General features: G+C 57.8%; 1 protein-coding gene. It reads right to left on the bottom strand.

Annotated features, from left to right (window positions below; all coding sequences use genetic code 11):
- Nucleotides 1-221 (bottom strand): hypothetical protein (locus WG922_RS21940; RefSeq protein ID WP_340285172.1); only part of this gene is annotated, 221 nt, incomplete at its 3' end.
- Nucleotides 222-277 lie beyond the last annotated feature (56 nt).

The following is a 277-nucleotide window of genomic DNA, read 5'->3' as shown; positions in this document are numbered from 1 at the left end:
TTGCTTGCCTCAATGGCTGCAAGTTGAGAGGCTGTGAGCTGGCCTGTGATCTTCGCTGCTTCGATGGCTGCGAGCTGCGCCGCCTGGAGCTGGCCTTGAATGTCTGCTGCATTGACAGCAGCAGTAGCGGACGTCCACGCGGAACCAGTCCAGCGATAGAGCTTGTTATCAGTCGTGTTGCTGTAAAGCTCACCGACGAACGTACCGGTCGTGGCATTCATCTGTGTGGTGGTGCCAGTGCGGATGCCCTGACGTACCCATGCAGTGCCGTTGTAGA

It is taken from the genome of Ramlibacter sp. AN1015 (genome assembly GCF_037726105.1).
Taxonomy (GTDB): Bacteria; Pseudomonadota; Gammaproteobacteria; order Burkholderiales; family Burkholderiaceae_C; genus Ramlibacter.
The sequence above is the reverse complement of the archived record's forward strand: the minus strand, read 5'-3'. Positions and strand labels throughout refer to the sequence as shown.